At 56.7% G+C, this 21,623-nt stretch carries 17 protein-coding genes; 10 read left to right on the forward strand and 7 right to left on the reverse strand.

The annotated features are described in order from the left end of the window. Window positions 1-110: 110 nt before the first annotated feature. Genes recC through recD form a run of 3 tightly spaced genes read left to right on the forward strand, consistent with a single transcriptional unit; the run spans window position 111 to window position 9,306 of the window. Window positions 111-3,572 carry an exodeoxyribonuclease V subunit gamma gene (gene recC / locus J9880_RS12775; RefSeq protein ID WP_408637202.1) on the forward strand — a complete coding sequence of 1,154 codons (3,462 nt, stop codon included), beginning with the start codon at window positions 111-113 and terminating at the stop codon, window positions 3,570-3,572. After that, entirely contained in the window at window positions 3,569-7,255 is a 3,687-nt protein-coding gene (recB, locus tag J9880_RS12780; RefSeq protein WP_232769432.1) for an exodeoxyribonuclease V subunit beta, read from the forward strand. Before recC ends, recB begins: the two co-directional genes overlap by 4 nt. Next, a complete protein-coding gene (gene recD / locus J9880_RS12785; protein WP_232769433.1) occupies window positions 7,252-9,306 on the forward strand; it encodes an exodeoxyribonuclease V subunit alpha in 2,055 nt (684 codons plus the stop codon). The genes recB and recD overlap by 4 nt, the downstream gene beginning before the upstream one ends. Before the next feature lie 23 nt (window positions 9,307-9,329). Here the strand turns inward: recD and J9880_RS12790 are convergent, their stop codons facing one another. The 4 genes from J9880_RS12790 to J9880_RS12805 all read right to left on the reverse strand — a co-directional run bounded on the left by J9880_RS12790 (window position 9,330) and on the right by J9880_RS12805 (window position 11,310). After that, entirely contained in the window at window positions 9,330-9,572 is a 243-nt protein-coding gene (locus tag J9880_RS12790; protein ID WP_195817463.1) for a hypothetical protein, read from the reverse strand. Between the two features lie 123 nt (window positions 9,573-9,695). Further along, window positions 9,696-9,803, reverse strand: coding sequence for a small membrane protein YniD (yniD, locus tag J9880_RS12795; protein ID WP_095923072.1), 108 nt, complete (start codon window positions 9,801-9,803; stop codon window positions 9,696-9,698). 24 nt (window positions 9,804-9,827) lie between these two features. Further along, window positions 9,828-9,977, reverse strand: a complete 150-nt coding sequence (locus J9880_RS12800) for a hypothetical protein (RefSeq protein ID WP_162928524.1) — start codon at window positions 9,975-9,977, stop codon at window positions 9,828-9,830. A gap of 97 nt (window positions 9,978-10,074) precedes the next feature. Continuing rightward, entirely contained in the window at window positions 10,075-11,310 is a 1,236-nt protein-coding gene (locus J9880_RS12805) for an MFS transporter (protein ID WP_195817462.1), read from the reverse strand. A gap of 114 nt (window positions 11,311-11,424) precedes the next feature. Here J9880_RS12805 and J9880_RS12810 point away from each other — a divergent pair, with 114 nt between their 5' ends. The 3 genes from J9880_RS12810 (at window position 11,425) to J9880_RS12820 (ending at window position 14,523) form a co-directional block, all read left to right on the forward strand. After that, window positions 11,425-12,333: a LysR family transcriptional regulator gene (locus J9880_RS12810; protein WP_095923070.1), complete on the forward strand. Its 909-nt coding sequence runs from the start codon at window positions 11,425-11,427 to the stop codon at window positions 12,331-12,333. A 28-nt stretch (window positions 12,334-12,361) separates the two neighbouring features. After that, entirely contained in the window at window positions 12,362-12,853 is a 492-nt protein-coding gene (locus J9880_RS12815) for a GNAT family N-acetyltransferase (RefSeq protein ID WP_095923069.1), read from the forward strand. 107 nt (window positions 12,854-12,960) lie between these two features. After that, the gene (locus J9880_RS12820) at window positions 12,961-14,523 is read left to right on the forward strand and encodes a sensor domain-containing diguanylate cyclase (RefSeq protein WP_232769434.1); all 1,563 of its coding nucleotides are present in this window, start codon (window positions 12,961-12,963) and stop codon (window positions 14,521-14,523) included. 63 nt (window positions 14,524-14,586) lie between these two features. Here the strand turns inward: J9880_RS12820 and J9880_RS12825 are convergent, their stop codons facing one another. Both J9880_RS12825 and J9880_RS12830 read right to left on the reverse strand, forming a co-directional pair. Next, the gene (locus tag J9880_RS12825; RefSeq protein WP_095923067.1) at window positions 14,587-14,859 is read right to left on the reverse strand and encodes a hypothetical protein; all 273 of its coding nucleotides are present in this window, start codon (window positions 14,857-14,859) and stop codon (window positions 14,587-14,589) included. A gap of 89 nt (window positions 14,860-14,948) precedes the next feature. Next, the gene (locus J9880_RS12830) at window positions 14,949-15,674 is read right to left on the reverse strand and encodes a DUF3053 domain-containing protein (RefSeq protein ID WP_232769435.1); all 726 of its coding nucleotides are present in this window, start codon (window positions 15,672-15,674) and stop codon (window positions 14,949-14,951) included. A gap of 131 nt (window positions 15,675-15,805) precedes the next feature. On the opposite strand from J9880_RS12830, the gene J9880_RS12835 reads away from it, so the two are divergent. Then, a complete protein-coding gene (locus J9880_RS12835) occupies window positions 15,806-16,912 on the forward strand; it encodes a DUF1615 domain-containing protein (protein ID WP_269812090.1) in 1,107 nt (368 codons plus the stop codon). 351 nt (window positions 16,913-17,263) lie between these two features. Then, window positions 17,264-17,476, forward strand: a complete 213-nt coding sequence (gene cspE / locus J9880_RS12840) for a transcription antiterminator/RNA stability regulator CspE (protein WP_013574336.1) — start codon at window positions 17,264-17,266, stop codon at window positions 17,474-17,476. A 641-nt stretch (window positions 17,477-18,117) separates the two neighbouring features. Here the strand turns inward: cspE and J9880_RS12845 are convergent. Then, complete coding sequence (locus J9880_RS12845) at window positions 18,118-18,255, reverse strand: hypothetical protein (protein WP_162928551.1); 138 nt, start codon at window positions 18,253-18,255, stop codon at window positions 18,118-18,120. Window positions 18,256-18,937: 682 nt separating this feature from the next. Here J9880_RS12845 and J9880_RS12850 point away from each other — a divergent pair. After that, window positions 18,938-20,275: an MFS transporter gene (locus tag J9880_RS12850; protein ID WP_095923064.1), complete on the forward strand. Its 1,338-nt coding sequence runs from the start codon at window positions 18,938-18,940 to the stop codon at window positions 20,273-20,275. Beyond that, the gene (locus J9880_RS12855; RefSeq protein WP_131692884.1) at window positions 20,268-21,614 is read left to right on the forward strand and encodes an enolase C-terminal domain-like protein; all 1,347 of its coding nucleotides are present in this window, start codon (window positions 20,268-20,270) and stop codon (window positions 21,612-21,614) included. The genes J9880_RS12850 and J9880_RS12855 overlap by 8 nt, the downstream gene beginning before the upstream one ends. The last annotated feature ends 9 nt before the right edge of the window (window positions 21,615-21,623 follow it).

Here is a 21,623-nt window from a genome sequence, read left to right on the forward strand (position 1 = left end):
TTGCTACGAGGCAGGCCGCAAGCCCTGCCTCTTTTCTTTTCTGTCCTTTCAATCCTTTCCAAATGAACGCAAAATCTCACCCCTGACAGGCGATAACAAGGGATGCGGGCGTGAATTCAGGTTTGATGGTATTACACGGAAATCACTCAGAGGCGCTGAGGGATGTGCTGGTCACGTGGATGGCGGCGCATCCGCTGTCGCCGCTGGAAAACGAAGTGATCCTGGTGCAAAGCAACGGCATCAACCAGTGGCTGAAACTGGCGCTGGCGCGTGATGTGGCGGACGGTGGCTGCGGAATTGCGGCGGCGCTGGATATCAAGCTTCCGGCGCGTTTTTTCTGGCAGGTTTACCGCGCGGTGCTTGGCAAAGAACAGGTGCCGGAATCGTCCCCGTTTGACCGGCCGTTGCTGACCTGGCGACTGATCCGCCTGTTGCCTGAACTGCTGGCAGAACCGGTGTTTGCGCCGCTGGCCCGTTTCTTAAAAGAAGACGGCGACATGCGTAAACTGCATCAGCTGGCGCAGCGTCTGGCGGATTTATTCGATCAGTATCAGGTTTACCGTGCCGACTGGCTGGAAGACTGGGGCAACGGGCAGGACGTCCTGCGCACCAGCCGCCAGGGCAGCGAACCCTTACCGGAAAACCTGCTGTGGCAGCCGCAACTGTGGCGTGCGCTGCTGGCGGATGTGCCTGAAAACGAGCGCGGCACCAGCCGTGCGGCGCTGCATCAGCGTTTTCTGCAACATGCGCAAAACCTGCCTGAAGATCAGCGTCCGGCCGGATTGCCCTCGCGGCTGGTGGTGTTCGGTATTTCCTCGCTGCCGCAACAATCCCTTGAAGTGCTGGCGGTGCTGGGGCGCTGGACACACATCTTTATGTGCGTGCATAACCCGTGCGAACACGACTGGAGCGACATCATCGCCGATAAAGATCTGCTGCGTGCGGAGCGGATCCGGCAATTACGCAAGCCGGGCATGCCGCAGGTGATCGCTGAAGATGAACTTCATCAGCATGCGCATCCGCTGCTCGCGGCATGGGGCAAGCAGGGGCGCGATTATATCGGCCTGCTGAATGAATATGACAACCACGAATCCTATGCCTCGCAGCTGGCGCCGGTGATCCCGCGTATCGACCTCTTTACCTCAAACGGCACCGACACCTTGTTGCACCAGTTGCAGGAAGACATTTTGCAGCTGCGTCCGCTGGCGGAAACGATCGAAGAATGGCCTGCGGTGGATGTTCAGCAGGACGATTCCCTGCGTTTCTTTATTACCCACAGCGCGCAGCGCGAAGTGGAAGTGCTGCATGACCGGTTGCTGGCCGCGCTGGCGGCTGATCCGACGCTGAAAGCCCGCGACATTATCGTGATGGTGCCGGATATCAACGGCTATGCGCCGCACATTCAGGCGGTATTTGGCCTGACGGAACGCAGCGACCCGCGCTATATCCCGTTTACCGTTGCCGATCAGGGGCCGCGCCAGAACAACTCCTTACTCGGTGCGCTGGAAAGCCTGCTCAGCCTGCCGCAGTCGCGTTTTGCCGTCAGCGATCTGCTGGATTTACTCGACGTGCCTTCCGTGCGTCAGCGTTTCGGCATCGAAGAAGAGCAACTGCCGCTGCTGCATCGCTGGATACGTGCCGCTAACGTGCGCTGGGGGCTGCATGCGGAACAGCGTCAGAGCCTCGAACTGCCGTTATCGCCGGAGCAAAACAGCTGGTTCTTCGGCCTGCAACGTATGCTGCTCGGTTATGCGGTGGGCAGCGGCGAGGCGTGGGCGGATATCGAACCGCTGGATGAAATCGGCGGGCTGGATGCGGCGCTGATCGGTCCGCTGTCGCATCTGCTCAACTGCCTCGACGACACCTGGCGTCAGTTGCGTGAACCCGCGACGCCGCCGGTGTGGGGCGAACGCCTGCGCGACATCCTTTCTCAGTACTTCAGCGAGGATGACGGCGAAGACGGCTTCATTTTAGTGCGTCTGCATGGCGAGCTGGAAACCTGGCTGGCTGCCTGTGAAAGCGTCGATTTGCAGGCTGAACTGCCGCTGTCGGTGGTGCGCGATCACTGGCTGGCGCAGTTCGACCAGTCAGGTCTGACACAGCCATTCTTCGGCGGGGCGGTGACCTTTGCCACCCTGATGCCGATGCGCGCCATTCCGTTCCGCCACGTCTATCTGCTGGGCATGAATGACGGCGATTATCCGCGTAACCGCGTGCCGATGGATTTTGACCTGATGGGGCGTGATTACCGTCCGGGTGACCGTTCCCGCCGCGAAGATGACCGTTACCTGTTCCTTGAGGCGCTGCTTTCTGCCCGTGAGCGTCTGCATATCAGCTGGGTTGGTCGCAGCATTCACGACAATACCGAACGGCCGCCTTCCGTGTTGGTGGCACAGTTGCGCGACCATGTGGCGGCGGGCTGGAAAGCGGAAAATGGCGGGGAGCTACTGCCTGCGCTGACCGTCGAACATCGTCTGCAACCGTTCAACCGCGATTACTTCAGTCAGGGCAGCACGTTGTTCAGCTATGCCCACGAATGGCGCGCCGGTCTGGAAGCCGAAGCCGCCGCCGTGGTGGCGCAACCGCTGCAACCTGTTGAACAGGAAGGCGCGCTGACACTGCGGCAGTTGTCGGATTTTCTGTCCGACCCGGTGCGCAGTTTCTTCCGCCAGCGGCTGAACATCTATTTTGAGCTGGAAGATCCCGGCAGCGAAGATCAGGAGCCGTTCGACATCAATGCGCTGGAAAACTGGCGTTTGCAGGATGAACTGATCCGCGCGCAGAAACAGGCACTGGAAGCAGGCGTTTCGCGGCAGGATGTGTTGCGTCAGCAACTTGAACGCATTGAGCGGCGCGGCGAACTGGCTCCGGGCGAGTTCGCTGCGGTGCTGAGCGAAGATCTCGCCGAGCCGATGGACACCTTGTTTGCCAGTTATCAGCAGGTACTCGATAACTGGCCGCAACCGCTGGCAAATGAGGCGCTGGAAGATGACACCGGCGGCGTGATGTTCTCCGACTGGCTGAGTGAACTGCGGGCAAATGCGGCGGGCGACCGTGCGCGCGTGGTGCTGGAAAGCATCGGCATCATGACCAAAGAGCGCAGTTACCGCTTTGACCGCCTGCTGCCTTACTGGGTCGCACACCTCGCCGGACACCTTAACGGACAGCCGATGCACACGGTGATCGTCAGTAAAAACGGCACTGCTGAACTGCCGCCGCTGGATATTGCACAGGCGCAGGACATATGGAAAACGCTGATTACCACGTGGAAAGCGGGGCAGTTACGCCCGTTGCCGCTGGCAGTGAAAACCGCCTTTGTCTGGCTGAAAAAAGAGGGCACGGAAAACAGCGCGCCGGACAGCGATGCCTGGCTGGCTGCCCGTGACAGTTATGAGAATCACGATCCGGCTAACATGAAATTTGGTGAACGCGACAGCAATGCCTATCTGGCCCGCGCATGGCCGGATTTTGCCACGCTATGGGCAGACGGCGAGTTTGCCCGGCTGGCTGATACGCTGCTGACCCCATTAATCAGTCACCTTTCCCGCAGCAAAAAAGGAGCGAAGGAATGACGGAACAAACGTTGCCCTCACCCCTGAACGTACTGAACTTCCCGCTGACGGGCAGCCGCCTGATCGAAGCCAGCGCCGGGACCGGCAAAACCTTCACCATCGCCGCGCTGTATGTGCGGCTGGTGCTCGGTCACGGTGGCGACAATGCCTTCAGCCGCCCGCTGACACCGCCGGAAATTCTGGTGGTGACATTTACCGACGCGGCCACCAAAGAACTGCGCGATCGAATTCGCGAACGGCTGTCGACGGCGGCAGCGTGTTTTTTAGAAGATCCGCTGGCGCCTTCAGCCTGCGATGAATTTTTGCAGGATCTGCGCGCGGAATATACGCCGGAGCAGTGGCCGGGCTGTGCGCGCAAGCTGCAACTGGCGGCGGAGTGGATGGATGAATCTGCCGTATCGACCATTCACGGCTGGTGTAACCGTATGCTTGGCGAGCACGCATTCGACAGCGACAGCCTGTTTACCCAGACGCTGGAAACCGATCAGACCGAACTGCTGATGAACGTGGTGCGCGATTACTGGCGCAGTTTTTACTTCCCGCTCAGCGAGGCGGAAATCAAAACGTTACGCGGCTGGTGGCGGTCGCCGGAAGACCTGCACCGCAGCGTAATGCCGTTGCTGGAGTATGCCGACGCACTGGGGTCTGATCAGACGCCCGCCGAGGTGTGCGAGACGGTCAATAACCAGAAAGCCGCAGAACTGGCGGCGCTGAAACAAGACTGGCCGCAATGGACGCAGGAACTGCGCACCATGCTCGAAGGTGCGGTGGCGGCGAAAGTAGTCGATGGCAAAAAAATTCAGGCGCGGTTTTTCAATCCGTGGCTGGAAAAACTGCACACCTGGGCGACGACGGACGACGTGATACCGGATCTGAAAACCGGCTGGACGCGCCTTACTCCCGCCGGTTTAAGGGAATGCTGGAAACAGGGCGATCCCCCTGAACATCCGGCGCTGACGGCGATGGAAACCCTGAAAGCCCGTCTTGAAAGCCTGCCGGACGCCCGCAGCGGTTTACTGCAACATGCCTGCCGCTGGATCCAGCACCGCTTTGACGCTGAGCAGCAAAAGCGTGCACAGATGGGTTTCAATGATTTGCTGACCCGTCTCGATACCGCCCTGCGCAGCGACAACGGTGCGCGGCTGGCGGAGATCATCCGCACGCAATTTCCGCTGGCGATGATCGACGAATTTCAGGATACCGATCCGCTGCAATACCGTATTTTCGACGCGATTTACCGCGTGGCGGAAAACGCGCCGGAGCAGGGGCTGATCCTGATCGGCGACCCTAAACAGGCGATTTACGCCTTCCGTGGCGCGGATATTTACACCTATCTGCGCGCCCGTCGCGATACCGGTGGCCGTCACTACACGCTGGCGACCAATTTCCGTTCCACCCGCGCGATGGTGGCGTCGGTCAATCAGGTGTTTGAGCTGGCCGAGAAGCGCCGCGCAGGGGAGGGCGCGTTCCTGTTCCGTCGTGACGATGACAATCAGGTGCCGTTCCTGCCGGTGGAAGCCAAAGGGCGCGCCGACACGCTGGTGATTGATGATGCCGAAGCGGCGGCGATGACGCTGTGGTACCCGGAAAATCAGCCGGACACCTTGCCGAAAATGCAGTATGTCCAGCTGATGGCCGAAGGCTGTGCAACGGAAATCGTGCGGTTGTTGCGCCTCGGCCAGCAAGGGTCTGCCGGTTTCGGGCTGCCCGGTGAAACCCTGAAACCGGTAATGCCGGGCGATGTGGCGGTGCTGGTGAATACCGGCCGTGAAGCGGCGGCGGTGCGCACCGCGCTGTCGAAACGCGGCGTGCGCAGTGTTTATCTTTCCGATAAAGAATCGATTTTTGAAAGTGCGCAGGCGGGGGAGTTGCAATACTGGCTGGCGGCCTGTGCCGCGCCGGAAAACGACCGTCTGCTGCGCGCTGCCCTTGCCACGCCTTCGCTCAACCTCAGTTGGGAGGCGCTAGACCGGCTGAATCAGGACGAGAATGAGTGGGAACGCTACGTGCAACAATTTCAGGCGTTTCGCACCTGCTGGCGCAAGCAGGGCATTTTGCCGATGCTGCGCCGCCTGATGTGGGAATTCGACGTGCCGCGCCGTCTGCTTGGCCGGGGCGACGAGCGTGCGCTGACCGATCTGCTGCACCTTTCCGAACTGCTGCAACAGGCCAGCGTGCAACTCGACGGCGAACATGCGCTGATCCGCTATCTGGCGGAACAATGTCAGGATGAACATCAGGGCGGCGATGCCCGCAAACTGCGTCTCGAGAGTGATGCGGATCTGGTGAAAGTGGTCACGGTACATAAATCCAAAGGGCTGGAATATCCGCTGGTGTTCCTGCCGTTTGCCTGTGCGTTCCGCGCGGTCAAAAAACAGGATTCACCGCTGAAATGGCATACGCCGGAAGGTGAACTGGAAGTCGCGCTGAGTGCGACGGATGAGCAACTGGTGCAGGCCGACCGCGAGCGTCTGGGCGAGGATCTGCGTAAGTTTTATGTGGCGCTGACCCGCTCACGTTACGCGCTGTGGCTAGGTATGGCACCGCTGAAAGAGTTCGAAAAGAGCGCGCCCGGTTATCTTTTCCACGGTGGGGAAACCATTGAGGCGGATGCGCTGCCTGCGAGTTTGCAGGCGCTGGAAACGGAAAACATCCGTGCCTGGCCGCTGCCCCTGCCGGACGGTGCCCTTTATCGCAGTGAGCAGACGCTGCCGGCGCTCGGGCCACGTCCGCCACTGCGTACCCATAAAGGGCCGCGCTGGTGGGTGACGAGTTTCTCCGGCCTGCAAATCGCGGCTGCCGGTACGTATATCGTGGCCGAAAACCTGAACCGTGAGCCGCTGGCTGAAATCGAAAGCGCCGCGCAGGACAGTTATTTAGAAGATCAGAAAATCCGTGATGCCGGAAAAGAACAGCCGGAAGGGCTGCCACAACCGATGACCGGCGAGAATTTGTATGCCTTCCCGCGCGGCCCTGCACCGGGTAATTTCCTGCACGGTTTGCTGGAATGGGCGGGTGACGAAGGGTTTGCCGCGCTGGCGGCCGATCCGGCGAAAATCGCCGATCAGGTTGCCCGGCGTTGTAATACGCGCGGCTGGGAAAAATGGATCGAGCCGCTGACCGGCTGGCTGACCGCGTTACTGACGCAACCGCTGGGCTTGCCTGACGGTACCACTTTCACGCTGGCGGAACTGCCGCCTTATCAGGTGGAAATGGAGTTCTGGTTCCCGCTGACGCAGGTGCCAACCCGCCACCTCGACCGGCTGGTTCAGCAATACACGCTGGAGGGGGCGGAGCGCGCACCGCTGGTGGCGGAAGATCTCAACGGTATGCTGAAAGGCTTTATCGATCTGGTGTTTGAGCACAACGGGCGTTATTACGTGCTGGATTACAAATCTAACTGGCTCGGCGATGACGCCAGCGGGTATGACCAGAACACCATGACGCAATCGATGCGGGATCACCGCTACGATTTACAGTTCACACTGTACCTGTTTGCGCTACATCGTCTGCTGAAATCCCGTCTGCCGGACTACGACTATGACCGGCACATTGGCGGCGCAGTCTATCTCTTCCTGCGCGGCAGCCACGCGCCGGGTAATGGCGTCTGCGTTCAGCGGCCGGATAAAGCGTTAATGGAACAACTCGACGCGCTGTTCAGCGGCAGTGAGGCACATGTATGAAAATCAACAGCCGGGAAGATATCGCACAACTGCTGGCAAGCTGGGTGGAATGTGGCTGGCTGCGCGAACTGGATCGCGCACTGGTGACGTTTCTGGCGAAGGAAGCGCCGGATGCTCATCCGCTGTTATTGCTGGCGACCGCGCTGACCAGCTATCAGCTGGGGCGCGGCCATGTGTGTCTGGACTTGCAGGCCACGCTCGATGACAGCGCCTTTTCACTTTCGCTGCCGCCGGACGGCGATCATGCCGATGGTGCGGTGATCCGCCCCGCCGCCGTGCTGGAACACCTGACGCTGACGGAGTGGCTGTCGGCGCTGGCGCACCCGACGCTGGTCAGCGAAGGCGCAGGCAATTCGCCGCTGGTGCTGGCCGGTCAGCGACTGTACCTGCGCCGTTACTGGCAGTACGAACAAAATGTCCGCACGGCGATAGAACAACGTCTGACGCGCAGCGCACTGCACACCTTGCCGGTGGCATCGCTGCGCGCACCGCTTACGGCGCTGTTCCCGCCGGACGGTAAATCACAGGCCGCCAACTGGCAGAAACTGGCCTGTGCGCTGGCCGCGGGCAATGCATTCAGCATTATTACCGGCGGGCCGGGCACCGGTAAAACCACCACGGTGGTGCGCCTGCTGGCGTTGTTGCAGACACTGGCGCTGGAAGAACACGGCCAACCGCTGCGTATCCGTCTGGCGGCACCGACCGGCAAGGCAGCGGCGCGTCTCAATGAATCCATTGCCGGTGCGGTGTCGAAGCTGGATCTCAGTGCGCTGGGCAACGGCGATGCCGTGCGCGACAGCATCAACACCGATGTTGTGACTCTGCACCGCCTGCTTGGCAGCCGCCCGGATACCCGGCATTTCCGCCACCATCCGGGGAATCCGTTACTGCTGGATGTGCTGGTGGTGGATGAAGCCTCGATGGTCGATCTGGAAATGATGGCGGCGCTGCTGGCGGCGTTGCCGGAGCAGGCGCGACTGATCCTGCTCGGTGATAAAGATCAGCTGGCGTCGGTGGAAGCGGGGGCGTTGCTCAGTGAATTGTGTCAGCGGGCGGCTGGCGGCCATTATCTGCCGCAAACCCGTGACTGGCTGGAGGAAGTGACCGGCGAATCCATTGCGGATCAGCTGGTTGATCCGCACGGCACGGCGATGGATCAGGCGGTGGTGATGCTGCGTCACAGCTACCGTTTTGATGCACAAAGTGGCATCGGCAGGCTGGCGGAAGCGGTAAACGATGGCGACGTGAAAGGGCTGAAACAGGTCTGGAAACAGGGTTATGCCGATCTGGCGCAACTGACGCTGAGCGCGGACGATGACCGTGAGCTGCGCGACTGGGTGGTGAATGGCGGCGCGAAGCAGTTTCCGGCGGCGGCAACGCGTGAAGGCGTCGAACCCCCGGTCGGCTATCGCCACTATCTGACGATCATGATCAATGAGCGTCCGGCAGACGATGAACCGCCCGAAGCGTTCAACCGCTGGGCCACCAAAGTGTTGCTGGCGTACAGCCAGTTTCAGTTGCTGTGCGCCTTGCGTGGCGGAAACTGGGGTGTAGAAAAACTGAATGAGCGAATTGCTGAAATCCTGAGAAAAGAAGGGCTGCTCAAGGCATCCGTTAACTGGTATCCGGGGCGTCCGGTACTGGTCACGCGTAACGACTACAGCCAGCGACTGATGAATGGCGATATTGGCATCACGCTGGAGATCCCGCACCGGCTGCCGGATGGTTCCGTCGTGCCGACCTTGCGCGTGGCGTTTCTGGCCGGTGACGGTACGCAGGATATCCGCTGGGTAATGCCGGGGCGTTTGCAGGCGGTGGAAACGGTATTCGCCATGACGGTTCATAAATCGCAGGGTTCTGAATTCACCCATACCGCGCTATTACTGCCGGAAAACCTCAGCCCGATCCTGACCCGTGAGCTGATTTACACCGGCATCACCCGTGCGCGTCACTGGTTCAGTCTGGGATGCGTCGGGGGAATGAATGCGGTACTGCCGGATGCGGTGCAGCGGCGGGTATTGCGTGCCAGCGGATTAATTGGAAGCGCGTAGTGCGGATACCTGAACGGTAAAAATCAGTATTCGTATTCGTGAATTTTGAGGGGCTTACGATGTGGGCGGGCTTTCTGGCCCGCCACTTTTGTGGCCTTGAGCGGATCGCCAGCCACGAACTCCAGTGTCGGTGAATAATAAAAAGGCAGCCAGCCGCCGTAGCCATTCTCCCACTCCCAGCGAACCGGGCAGGGCCAGAGAATGTCTTCGTGCATGATGTAATACGTCCATCGCCCATGAGGACGACGAGGTTTGGGTGTTTTCATAAACGGTCAGACGGGCTCTTAACAATCACTAAGGATATTCTGGCTCGCGTAGCGGAAGGTTTCAACCCCCTGACCGGGTTGATGCTTATTTAATCAGTTTCAGAAGGGGTAATTTGCAAAACTTTACCCCCAGATCATCGCCGCCCAGCGCAACAGCATCAGTGCGCCGCAGATACACAGCAGTACCACAACCATTTTCCAGTGTTTGGCCATCATCCGTTTCGTTACCATTTCTCCTCCTGCCATCAGGGCATGTTAGTGCGCCATGTGCTCATCCACATAGTGAATCACCTGCTCTTTCAGTTCAGGTACGGCCTGATCGGCGAGCCACTCAAACGCCAGCAGCACCAGGGCTGCGGCGGCAATTACTGACAAAAGTATAACGGCTTTATTACGTGCTTCCATGATTCTCATTGCTTCTGTATTGCCTGTTTTTTACTCTAACAGAATAAGCCGCAACGGGTGCGGCTTCAGTATTCTGGTTCCGGAAAGGTTTAAGAAATTATACCTTTTCAGCGGTTTCCAAACTTTGATCCCGTTCCTTCTCAGTATGCATTTGCGGATGACGGGCACCCGGCCTGAAGCCATGTTGCCGCGCCCGCCATGCGATACAGAGTCCGGCAACAATCAGTATCAGCATGACGGCAGGGAAATCCTCGATACCGGCGGTTTCCAGCAGCACGCCACCTGCCAGTCCGCCACCGGCAATCGCCAGATTCCAGGCTACCACGACCATAGATTGCGCCATGTCGGCGTGTTCTGCCGCCGCGTCCCCGATGGCCGTTTGCAGCAGCGTGGCGGCTCCGCCAAATGTCAGCCCCCACAGTGCAATGCACAATGTCACGGTCAGCGGCGAATGGCTGTTAAATATCAGCCCGAGCGAGAGCAGGGCAAAGGCCAGCAGGCTGACCAGCAGGGTTTGCCGCAGGCGTTTATCCACCAGTAAGCCCGTCACGCCGATACCGGCCAGCGCGCCGATGCCGAAGACCAGCAATATCTGGTCGGCACGCCCGTTCAGGCCGGACATACGCAGGAAGGGCACGATGTAGGTATAAAGCAGGTTATGCGCCAGCATCCACAGCATGATCACCAGCAAAATGCTGCGCACGCCCGGCATCATCAGCACATGGCGTAGAGGCTGACGCTGACCGGCGGCCTGGCCGGGGTAATCCGGCACTTTGCGGACCACCCAGACGATCAGCAACAGCGTGACGGCAGACATCACGCCAAAGGCCATACGCCAGCCAAGCTGCGTTCCCATCCATGTGCCGAGCGGAACGCCAACCGAAAGCGCCAGCGGCGTGCCGACCATCGCCACCGACAACGCCCGCCCCTGTTGCTCCACCGGCACCATCCGCCGTGCATAGCCTGCCAGCAATCCCCACGCCAGCCCTGCCGCCGCTCCGGCCATCCAGCGCGCAAACAGCGTCAGCAGATAATTTTCCGAGAAAGTGGTGAGGGTGTTGAAGACCAGAAAACCGCCGATCGCGGTCAGTAGCGCGGTACGCCGGTTCCAGCTCCGGGTCAGGGCGGCCAGCGGGATGACCGCCATCAGTGACCCGGCGGCGTAAAGGGTGATGAGCTGCCCGGCCATCGCCGGGGATACGTCAAGTCCGGCGGCAATCTGCGGCAGCAGTCCGGCGGGCAGGGTTTCGGTCATGATGGCGATAAAGCCGGTCAGCGCCATCGCCAGTAACGCGGACAGCGGAAGAGGGGGTTTCAATGCAGTGGAATTCATGCGGTATCTCAGTTTCAGAAAGTGTTAAAGCACGATAGAGCTCTCCTCAGTGCGGAAAAAGTAGGGTAGATTTCCTGAATATGCGGACGCTGATGTCCGCAATCGGGGGAAGCAATGGAAAATCTCAGTAGCCTGACGGTGTTCGTACAGGTGGCAGAAACCCGCAGTTTTGTGGCGGCCGGAAGGATATTAGGCGTATCGGCATCGGCAGTAGGGAAAAACATTGCGCGCATGGAAACCCGGCTGAATGTGCGGTTGTTTCATCGCAGCACCCGCAGCGTGACGCTGACCGCCGAAGGGGCGCTGTTTCTTGAACGCTGCCGGCGGATCATGGCGGAACTTGAAGCCGCAGAAAGCGAGTTGTCGCAACTGGCGGAATGCCCGCGCGGCAGGCTGCGGCTGAGTCTGCCGCAGGTCAGCACATTACTGTTGCCGGTGCTGGGTGAATTTATGCGCCGTTATCCGGATATCGAACTGGATCTGGATTTCACCGATCGTATTGTGGATGTGGTGGAAGAAGGGTTCGACGCCGTGGTGCGTACCGGCAAAATGGCGGATTCCCGTTTGTCGATGCGTAAGCTGGGCACGTTCCATCATCTGCTGGTCGGCGCACCGGCCTATTTTGAACAATACGGTACGCCCGCGAAACCGCATGAACTGGCTGATCATCGTTGTCTGCATTTCCGTTTTCCCAACAGCGGAAAACTCGAGCCGTGGCCGTTGCCGGAATATCAGGATTTAGCGCTGCCGGTGTCGATGGTTTGCAATAATATTGAAACGCGCCTGTGTTTTGCCGTGCAGGGGCTGGGCATCGCCTGTCTGCCGGATTTCAGTATCCGTAAGGAACTGGCGCGCGGGCAACTGGTGACGGTTCTGGATGATGATGTAAAGCGCAGTGGCGACTTCTACATTTTATGGCCGTCGGGCGGTTATATGACGCCGAAGTTGCGGGTGTTGATTGATTTTCTCAGCGAAAGGGTTTTCCCTGAAAATCCTGAGCTGGCGCTGCTGTGCCCGTACTAATTCTGTTTTTTGCCTGAGGGAGTGTGTGATGAGTCATTCTGTCTTTATTGAGCGATTTTCTGCCGCCGACCAGCGCGGTGTGGTTGAGGTGATTTTGCCAATCCAGAATCAGGAGTTTGGCATTGCAATAACCGAACAGCAGCAGCCTGATTTGCATGATATTCCGCAGTTTTATCAGCGCGGCAACGGGGATTTTTGGGTCGCCCGCTGTGCGGGGAAAGTGGTGGGCACGCTTGGCCTGAAAGATATCGGCAACGGCCAGACGGCACTGCGCAAAATGTTTGTCAGTGCACCTTTTCGTGGCAGGGAGTATGGCGTGGCCGCATTATTACTGAATACCTTGCTGCAACATGCGCAGGCGAAAAAGGTGAAAGATATTTTTCTCGGCACGACAGACAAGTTTCTGGCAGCGCATCGCTTTTATGAAAAGAACGGATTTCAGCCCGTCACGGTGGCAGACCTGCCGCCAGATTTTCCGCTGATGGCGGTAGACAGTAAGTTTTACCGGCTAACGTTCTGAACGTTTTATCATCAGTAAAACCGTCCTGACTGAGACATATCAAAACCATCGTCTTTCATACTGCTATCCTCTGTAATATTCAGGGTCATCAGCTCAACGGACAGAGAATGGATCAGCAGCGGCGGTTTGCATTTAATCTTAAACGCCTGATATTGCTTCTGGCATTGGTGAGTACGCTTGTCACCTTGCTCAGCAGCTATCTGGCGATTTTTCAGGTAGAGAAAAAACTTCTTATCGAATCCTCATTGCGGGCGAGTCAGTCGTTCGCGACGCGGCTGTCGCTGACGGCGGATCTGTTCTTCAATGCGGCACAAAAGCAGGTGGCTTACAGTGCCGATTTGCTCGGCGACGAGTTTGACAACATTCAGGCGCTGACCGATGAAGCCGACCGGTTGCAGGTGCAGAGCAAGCGGTTCAGTTCCGTGCTGGTGGTGGATAAAACCGGCGTGGTGCGCGCGGCCTCTCGAAATTCCGCGTCGATGGTCGGATTAAAACTGGTCTCTGATGCCAATACCGCCGCGCTGACCACGCAAAATCCGGTGCTCAGTTCGCCGTTTCGTACCGCGCAAAACAATCACATCATCGTGCTTTCCGCCCCGATCCGTAATGCGCGCGGCGGCTATCTCGGCTATCTGGCGACCGAAATCGATCTGAGTAAAAGCAGTATTGTCGATACGCTGATTAACGCCCGTAATTACCGCAAAGACGCCTATATTTACGTGATCGACCGTGAAGGTGATGTGTTGTACCGCGCGGCATCCGGCTGGATTGAAAGCGTCCCGCAGGGGCATGTGAATAAGGCGCAACTTAGTGGCCGGGAGCAGGGCTATCTGCGCATGGAAAACCTGCAGGGCGAGGCGTCGCTGGCCGGTTTCTCCACCATGGAAGCCGCGGGCTGGACGGTGCTGGTGTTGCATCCCGCCAAAGCCGACGTGGTGCTGCTGTACAACGTGATGTTGCAGGTTTTGCTCTACACGCTGCCGATCGTGATTCTGGTGTTTATCTGTATCTGGCTGCTGACGCGCTATATTTCGCGGCCATTGCGACAGCTCGCCTCGAAAGCGGACACCATGGATTCAGAAGATGTTTCTCAGGAAATTCAGCAGATTAATGCCTGGTATTACGAAGCCTCGAAGCTGAAAACGGTGATGTTACAGGGCATCAGGTTGCTGCATCAGCGCATCGAGCAGCTCAGTACGGAAGCCCACACCGATCCGATGACCGGCCTGCTGAACCGGCGTGGCTTTTATGAGGCCGTGGATAAACAACTGACGGCGTCGTCGCGTATTGCGGTCATCACGCTCGATATCGATCATTTCAAAAAAATAAATGATACCTACGGCCATGACGTGGGGGATAGCGTGATCACACAACTGGCCCGACATATTCTGAGTAATTCCCGGGACGGCGATTTGCTGTGCCGCATGGGCGGCGAGGAGTTTCTGTTGCTGCTGCCCGGCGCGTCACTGACGCAGGCCATTCAGCTTGCCGAGCGTTTGCGTAAACAGGTCGAAGTGCAGCAGTTTGACGGCGCCGGACAGGTGACCATTTCGCTCGGAGTGACCCTGTTCTATCCCGGAAAAGTCAATATCGACGGGGCATTGAAAACGGCAGACAAGGCGCTGTATCAGGCGAAAAATGAAGGGCGTAACCGCGTGGTGAATTTGTAGATTTTGCCGTACGGATCAGGCAGAAAAAGAGAAAAGGCTCAGGCATCGCGCCTGAGCTTTTTTTTAGCGTGAACCCGGCAGCAGGGATTCAGTACATTTGAAGACGTCTTCGCGGAATTTCCGTGATGCGTCGTCCAGATCCGCCTGATTAGCGACATCTGCACGGTTGGCTTCCAGCGCCTGATTGACCGCAATGGTAAACGCATTTTCCTGGCTGGCATTCAGCACGTTGCCCACGCTGCCAAACAGCAGACGCATGGCGGAAATCTGTACCAGCAGTTCACGGTTTACGCGTTCGAGCTGGTCTACGCGTTTATTCAGGGTATCGTCGTTCATCAGTGTCTCCTTATTGAATTGCCGCACACCATAACAAAAGCGCCGCCGCGAAAAAACCGCCTTTCGCCAGCGGGCGGTTTCCTGCGGGTTTATCGCACCATCTGCTGCATCTGGCGGCTGAGTTGCATCAGTTGCGCATTCAGCGGCACCAGTTGCTGCTGGATGGCGTTGTATTTATCCAGCTGCTTCTGGTTGGCAAATTGCAGCCGGTTGCCGGTGATGGTGACATTTTTGCCCTGACTTTTGATAAAGTCGGCCTTCGCCACAATCAGGTTCAGCACCTGCGGCAGGAGATCAAACACCTGTCCGGTGACCTCGGACGGTTTGACGATGGTTTTTTCATACGCCTGATCGTAAACCTTTTTCAGGTCTTCCGGCTGTTTCAGCGCGGCACGCTGGCTGTCGGCCTGCGTTCTCAGTTGCACGATTTTTTCTTTCCATTTCACACTGCTGTCCGCCATTTTCTTCAGATCATCGCGCTGTTCCAGCAGATTGTTCACGCTGTTGACCCCGTTCATGCCGGCAAAAACCGGCACCAGTGAGGAATCCAGTTCAATGTTCATCTGACGATGAAAGCCGGTGATGATGGCGTAATCTTTGCTGTAATCACCCAGATCTTTTTTCTGGGCTTCAGTCAGTTGCGGGACGGCCAGTACGGGCTTGTTCAGGATCCGCGACTGAAGAAAATCGATAAACGCTTTTCGCTGTGCGGGTTCTTTGTCACCACAGGCGCTGATGGCGAAAATCATCAGCAACATCATAAAAGGCAGCAGAAAGGCGCGGTTAAAGGCTGAGGTGCGGGGGGCTGAGTGCATAATTTCCTTGTTCCTTTATCTCCATCTTCAGAGTCTTAACCTTAACGCATAAAGATAATTTTTTGCTAGATCGGCATGGCTATCTTCGCTAACGTCACTGTCAGATGCATTCATTCAGGGAACGTATAACTTTGAACCATAAGTCATTTTCGATTAAACAGGCCGCAGCGGTGCTGACGATCCTGATCCTTGCCGGATGTACATCCACGAAAAAAACCGCCACACCGGCTCAAAATCCCCGCGACGTGAAAGCCGATATCGTGCGGCTGTTGCCCGCGTCCGCGCCGGATAAGAAGGGCTGGGCCACGGATATCACGGCGGCGTTTACCGCGCAGGACATTCCGGCGACCACGGAAAATATCTGTTCCGTACTGGCGGTGGCGCAGCAGGAATCCAATTTTAACGCCGATGCGCCGGTGCCGGGTCTCGGGAAAATCGCCTGGAAGGAAATCGACCGGCGTGCGGATGCCGTGCATGTGCCGAATTTTCTGGTGCATACGGCACTGCTGCTGAAATCACCGAACGGAAAATCCTACAGCGAGCGGCTGGATAACGTCAAAACCGAGAAACAGCTGAGCGCCATTTTCGATGATTTCATCGATATGGTGCCGATGGGGCAGACGCTGTTCGGCAACCTGAACCCGGTGCATACCGGCGGCCCGATGCAGGTCAGCATTGCCTTTGCCGAGCAAAATGCCAAAGGTTATCCGTATCACGTTGAGGATTCGATCCGCAACGAAGTGTTCAGCCGTCGCGGCGGGGTCTATTTCGGCGTCAAACACCTGCTGGGTTATCCGGCGAATTACACTCAGCCGTTGTACCGCTTTGCTGATTTTAATGCCGGATGGTATGCCAGCCGTAACGCCGCATTCCAGAGTGCGGTCAGTAAAGTGTCCGGCATTCCGCTGGCGCTGGACGGCGACCTGATTAACTACGGCACCGATAAACCGGGCAGCACCGAACTGGCGGTTCGCACGCTGAGCAAGCGTCTGGACATCAGCCAGTCCGCCATCCGCAAGGCGCTGGAGAAGGGCGAGCAGCTGGAGTTTGAAGATACCAGGCTCTATAAACAGGTCTTTGCGCTGGCGGATAAAACCACCGGCAAACGCCAGCCGCGCGAGATGCTGCCGGGCATCACGCTGGAAAGTCCTAAGATTACCCGCAAGCTGACCACCGCCTGGTTTGCCAAACGGGTGGACGGTCGCCGGGCTGATTGCATGAAAAGGGCGGGAGGATAATTCTTAAAGCCTGCCGGTATCGGGCAGGCTGTTTTCTTTTCATTGTGTCCGCAGCCACCGCCACGGGCGGGCTGTGGCTTATTTCCCTTTGGAATATCATCCGCATAAATATAATTGCGATGAAATAAAAGCTTGCTTAATAAATCCTCCTGTGTGTAAATAGCGTCAACGGTTTGTGGTTAAGACCTATTTATGTAAGACATTTTAGTAAAGCAGTTCCTGGTTCAAGTGATATAGCAAATCCTTTCTCCGACGAATTTCCTTCTCTGATGCATCCATAAGTATTTCAAATAAAAACAGACCTATATTGCCCTATGGCATCATAAAATAAAAACGAAGAAGGTATTTCCTATGTCTAATAAAATGACTGGTTTAGTAAAATGGTTTGACGCTGGTAAAGGTTTCGGTTTCATCTCCCCTGCAGACGGCAGCAAAGACGTGTTCGTTCACTTCTCTGCTATCCAGAGCAATGATTTCAAAACCCTGGACGAAGGTCAGAACGTTGAGTTCACCATCGAAAATGGTCAGAAAGGCCCATCAGCGGGTAACGTTGTCGTTCTGTAATGTCGCCTGATATTGAAGGCAAACACTCTGCAATAGCGAAGATGGGTTAAACCCGGAGCAGCCAGAATAATTGTTTCAATATCGACATTATCAATGACAAAAATAAGCCCTGGCCAACGCCGGGGTTTATTATTTCTACGCTTCTGAATTTATTATCAGGAGCCACAACAGACAAACCGGTTCTCTTTTTTTAAATTCCAGCCGTTTTTTCTGTTGTGCAAAGGCCGTGCTCAGGCCGCGTAATGTTGGAGTGTGGGATGGACGCTTACGCCATAATATGACGGCCGGGAAAGCACCGGCACTTCTTTACTTCATCCTTTGGGCTGACTCTGCGTTGGCTGCCTTCACTCACCCCAGTCACATACTGATGTATGCTCCCGGGGACTCGCTCAGTTGCCGCCTTGATTCAACCCAAATGCTTCGTAAATAAGCGGTGTATTCGATCCCAATCCAAATGATGCTTTTGCCGGAAAACAGGCAAAAAAAAGCCCGCACGCGGCGGGCAAATAACAGGGTTCTACAGGGGTATAACACAGGGACTTTACACAGGGACATCACACAACATTTGATGGATTTAAGATAACAAACGCTGTGTATGTTTTTGTCATGGCCCGGTAAGGTTAATCCAGCAGATGTAAGGCTTATTTCTCTGCGTAATGGGAAATCACCTGGTCGATTTTGGCGTCCGCCAATGTAATACCCTTTTGGATCAAAGACTCAGAGCCGATGCTTGCCAGTACGATGACGGCAGCCACCACCATTAATCCTTTCCAGGTCATGATGTAATCCTTGCGTAGTGATCAGTGAATGGCAGCATTATGCGGCGATACCGGATGTATCGCCACCGGGCAGGGGGGAAATCGCGGAAAAAGTGTTATGCGCCTAAATGGCCGACGGTGAAATAGGTCACCAGACCGACGATGACCAGCAGCGCAATGGCGGCTGCGGTGTAGAGCATGATGCGTTTAGGGCTGTAAAATGCCATAAAATATCCTTATTTATCCGTCACAACTCAACGTTGCAGAATCACAGAAGTTCCATCATCAGGGCCATCGCATAGCCGATCCCGACAGAGCCTCCGGCCATGACTAACCAAAATGCTGTTGCTTTCATCTCACACTCCTTGTGCGGGACGGGTTGTCCCATCGATAAGTTTTAAGTCGCAATTATAACAAACATATAATCCATATGGATAAACATGTGCTTTTATTTTAAACAAATCAGCGGAAAGATCCTACCCTGAACTGTGAAGCACCTCGCTAATCTGCCTAAAAGCCCGCAGGCGGCACGTCGGGGTGTTGTGCTAATGCACATCAGGTAATGCATTGAAAATATGCAGTAATTTTCCTGTTTTATCCTTGTCGCGGATCAAAGCTTGTGCGGCTGCACAATGGCAAATCCCGGTGTTCACTTCTTACTTAGTGTTGCAGTTGTTCATAATTTCAACGCTAAGGGAACACCATGAACGGTCATGAAAACAAAGCGGTACGCAGTGCAAACCGCAAATTCTTTGCCCGCACCATTCCTATGCTCATCCTGATGTTGATCATTAATCAAATCGACCGCACCAATGTGGGGTTCATCAAACACAGTCTGGAAACCGACGTCGGGATCAGCACCGCCGCCTTTGGTTTTGGTGCCGGACTGTTCTTCGTCGGCTACGCGCTGTTCGAAATTCCCAGCAATATGCTGATGGATAAATATGGCGCCCGCGTCTGGCTGACCCGCATCATGATCACCTGGGGCGCGGTGGTATTCGCCATGGGCTTTGTCACCACGCCGATGCAATTCTATGTACTGCGCTTCTTACTCGGCGTCGCCGAAGCCGGTTTCTTCCCGGGGATTTTGTTCTATTTCCGCAAATGGGTGCCCAACATCTATCGCGGGCGGGCTACGGCGTTGATCCTCACCGGTTCTGCGGCGGCGTATCTGTTGTCTGGCCCGGTCACCGGCGGTCTGCTGGAACTGCATGATTTTATGGGATTGCCGGGCTGGCAGTGGGTGCTGTTTATCGAAGGGGCGCTGTCGGTGCTGGTCGGGATTGTGGCGGCGTTTTTCCTTGTTTCAACACCGCAGGACGCCAAATGGCTGACGGATGAGGAGAAACTGGCGCTGAGCACGGCACTGAGCACGGAAGCCAGCTCGCGCGATGTGCATACGCAGGGGATGTCGCGTTGGAAGCTGATCACTGACGGCAAAATGGCCTATCTGTGTTTTCTGTTCTTTGTGATGTGTATGACCGGTTACACGCTGGTGTTCTGGCAGCCAGAAATCATTGGCCGCATTCAGGGGCTGTCGCCATTCCAGATCGGTATGCTTAATTCCGTGCCGTGGATTTGCGCCATTATCGCCATCAATATTCTTGGCCGTGTCAGCGACCGTTTCCGGGGAAACCGTGAAACCATTCTGGCGCTGGCGCTGATTGTGGCAGCCATCGGGACCTGTCTGTGCACCTTGGGCAGCCCGTGGTTCGGTCTGTTTGCGCTTTGCGTGGTGTGCATCGGTACCAAATCCAGTGCGGTACTGTTCTGGCCGATCCCGCAGAGTCAGCTGCCGTCCTCCATCGTCGCGCCGGGCATTGCGCTGATCAATTCGCTGGGCAATCTTGGCGGTTTCTTTGCGCCGGCGGTGTTTGGTTATCTGCAACAAACCACCGGCAGCACAACGGCGGGGCTGTATATCCTCAGTGGCATTTCGGTTTTCGCTGCCATCACGCTGTTCTTCACCAAAACTCACCGTACGCCAACGCAACCTGAATATCACGCCCCGCAGGGAATGGAGACCAAACGTCATGTCTGATACGCCAAAAATTGTCGAAATGCAGGTTATCCCGGTCGCCGGTTATGACAGCATGCTGCTGAACATTGCCGGTGCGCATCACTGCTATTTCACCCGTATTTTACTGGTACTGAAAGACAACGCCGGGCATACCGGTGTGGGCGAGGCACCGGCCACCGGCGTGGTGCTGAAGATCCTCAATGATGCGGTCCCGCATATTGTCGGGCAGGAAATCGGCATCATGAATCAGCTGGTCAGTGATTTGCACAAACGGGATCTGGACGAAAACCGCCAGCCGAAGCCGGTGCTGCCGGGCTTTCGTCCGTGGGATCTCGAGCGGCACCATAATGCGGTCGCGGTGCTGGAAACCGCGCTGCTGGATCTGATGGGGCAGTTCCTCAATCAGCCGGTCGCGCAACTGCTCGGCCCCGGTAAACAGCGCGATGAAGTGCCGGTGCTCGGTTATCTGTTTTATATCGCTGACCGGCAGAAAACCGATCTGGATTATCTGCCGGGAAATGCGCAGGCGGGGCAGCATCCGTGGTATCACCTGCGCCATCAGGAAGCCATGAGCCACGACAAGGTCGTGCAGCTGGCAGAAGCCGCGCAGGATAAATACGGTTTTAAGGATTTTAAACTCAAAGGCGGTGTGCAGGCGGGCGAGGTCGAAATCGAAACGGTCAGGGCGCTGAAAAAACGTTTTCCGCAGGCGCGGATCACCGTCGATCCGAATGCCTCCTGGTCGCTGGATCAGGCGATTTCGCTGTGCAAAGACATGCACGGGATTTTGTCTTACGTGGAAGATCCGTGCGGCGCGGAGCAGGGTTTTTCCGGGCGTGAGACGCTGGCGGAATTTAAACGCGCCACCGGATTACCGGTCGCGACCAATATGATTGCCAACGACTGGCGGCAAATGAGCCATGCGCTGCAACTGAATGCCATCGATATTCCGCTGGCCGATCCGCATTACTGGTCAATGCGCGGGGCGAATACTATCGGCACATTATGCAGCGCGTGGGGGCTGACGCTCGGCTGCCATTCGAACAATCACTTTGATGTGTCGCTGGCGATGCTGGCGCATCTCGGGGCGGCCGCACCGGGTGAGATCACGCCGTTTGATACGCACTGGATCTGGCAGGAAGGCCAGCATCTGACCAAAAATCCGTTACAGATTAAAGAGGGCAAACTGGCGCTGAACGGGCTGCCGGGGCTGGGTGTCGAGCTGGATATGGACGCCGTCGGCATTGCCCATCAGCGTTACAACAACCTGCGGCAAAAAGATCGCGATGATGCGGTTGCTATGCAGTATCTGATCCGCGGCTGGGCATTTGACGGTAAGCGCGCCACGCTGGTGCGCTGACGGGGCTTG

Source organism: Rahnella victoriana (assembly GCF_021276285.1).
In the GTDB taxonomy this organism is placed as follows: Bacteria; Pseudomonadota; Gammaproteobacteria; order Enterobacterales; family Enterobacteriaceae; genus Rahnella; species Rahnella victoriana.

What these genes read in the sequence shown, in the direction of transcription:
- recB (WP_232769432.1), top strand. Translation starts at nt 3,569, where the DNA reads ATGACGGAACAAACGTTGCCCTCACCCCTGAACGTACTGAACTTCCCG.
- recD (WP_232769433.1), top strand. Translation starts at nt 7,252, where the DNA reads ATGAAAATCAACAGCCGGGAAGATATCGCACAACTGCTGGCAAGCTGG.
- J9880_RS12790 (WP_195817463.1), bottom strand. Translation starts at nt 9,572, where the DNA reads ATGAAAACACCCAAACCTCGTCGTCCTCATGGGCGATGGACGTATTAC.
- yniD (WP_095923072.1), bottom strand. Translation starts at nt 9,803, where the DNA reads ATGGTAACGAAACGGATGATGGCCAAACACTGGAAAATGGTTGTGGTA.
- J9880_RS12800 (WP_162928524.1), bottom strand. Translation starts at nt 9,977, where the DNA reads ATGGAAGCACGTAATAAAGCCGTTATACTTTTGTCAGTAATTGCCGCC.
- J9880_RS12805 (WP_195817462.1), bottom strand. Translation starts at nt 11,310, where the DNA reads ATGAATTCCACTGCATTGAAACCCCCTCTTCCGCTGTCCGCGTTACTG.
- J9880_RS12810 (WP_095923070.1), top strand. Translation starts at nt 11,425, where the DNA reads ATGGAAAATCTCAGTAGCCTGACGGTGTTCGTACAGGTGGCAGAAACC.
- J9880_RS12815 (WP_095923069.1), top strand. Translation starts at nt 12,362, where the DNA reads ATGAGTCATTCTGTCTTTATTGAGCGATTTTCTGCCGCCGACCAGCGC.
- J9880_RS12820 (WP_232769434.1), top strand. Translation starts at nt 12,961, where the DNA reads ATGGATCAGCAGCGGCGGTTTGCATTTAATCTTAAACGCCTGATATTG.
- J9880_RS12825 (WP_095923067.1), bottom strand. Translation starts at nt 14,859, where the DNA reads ATGAACGACGATACCCTGAATAAACGCGTAGACCAGCTCGAACGCGTA.
- J9880_RS12830 (WP_232769435.1), bottom strand. Translation starts at nt 15,674, where the DNA reads ATGCACTCAGCCCCCCGCACCTCAGCCTTTAACCGCGCCTTTCTGCTG.
- cspE (WP_013574336.1), top strand. Translation starts at nt 17,264, where the DNA reads ATGTCTAATAAAATGACTGGTTTAGTAAAATGGTTTGACGCTGGTAAA.
- J9880_RS12845 (WP_162928551.1), bottom strand. Translation starts at nt 18,255, where the DNA reads ATGACCTGGAAAGGATTAATGGTGGTGGCTGCCGTCATCGTACTGGCA.
- J9880_RS12850 (WP_095923064.1), top strand. Translation starts at nt 18,938, where the DNA reads ATGAACGGTCATGAAAACAAAGCGGTACGCAGTGCAAACCGCAAATTC.
- J9880_RS12855 (WP_131692884.1), top strand. Translation starts at nt 20,268, where the DNA reads ATGTCTGATACGCCAAAAATTGTCGAAATGCAGGTTATCCCGGTCGCC.